At 61.9% G+C, this 599-nt stretch carries 1 pseudogene; it reads left to right on the forward strand.

The window, feature by feature from the left end:
• Positions 1-599, forward strand: a pseudogene (locus R7040_RS28030) (ISL3-like element ISPpu12 family transposase); the annotation flags it as partial.

Below are 599 nucleotides of genomic sequence, written 5' to 3' on the forward strand. Positions count from 1 at the left end.
ATGCACTTCCAGGTGGACGTGCCCGATCCCATCGCCTGCGAGGAATGCGGCGTGCAGGGTGAGTTCGTACGGTTCGGCAAGCGTGACGTTCCCTATCGTGATCTGCCCATCCACAGCAAGCGGGTCACTCTCTGGGTGGTCCGCCGCCGATACACCTGCCGGGCCTGCAAGACAACATTCAGGCCCCAGCTACCGGAGATGGTGGACGGATTCCGTATGACACTGCGGCTGCATGAGTACGTGGAGAAGGAATCCTTCAACCACCCCTACACCTTTGTGGCGGCACAGACCGGCCTGGACGAGAAGACGGTGCGCGACATCTTCAACGCCCGCGCCGAGTTCCTGGGGCGCTGGCACCGCTTCGAGACGCCCCGCATCCTGGGCATTGACGAGCTATACCTGAACAAGCGCTACCGCTGCATTCTGACCAACATTGAGGAGCGAACCCTGCTCGACCTGCTGGCCACCCGCCGCCAGGACGTGGTGACCAACTACCTGATGAAGCTGAAAGACCGGCAGAAGGTCGAGATCGTCAGCATGGACATGTGGAACCCCTACCGGGCAGCGGTCAAGGCTGTGCTGCCCCAGGCCCGTATCGT

The organism is Vibrio sp. 1069 (genome assembly GCF_033340555.1).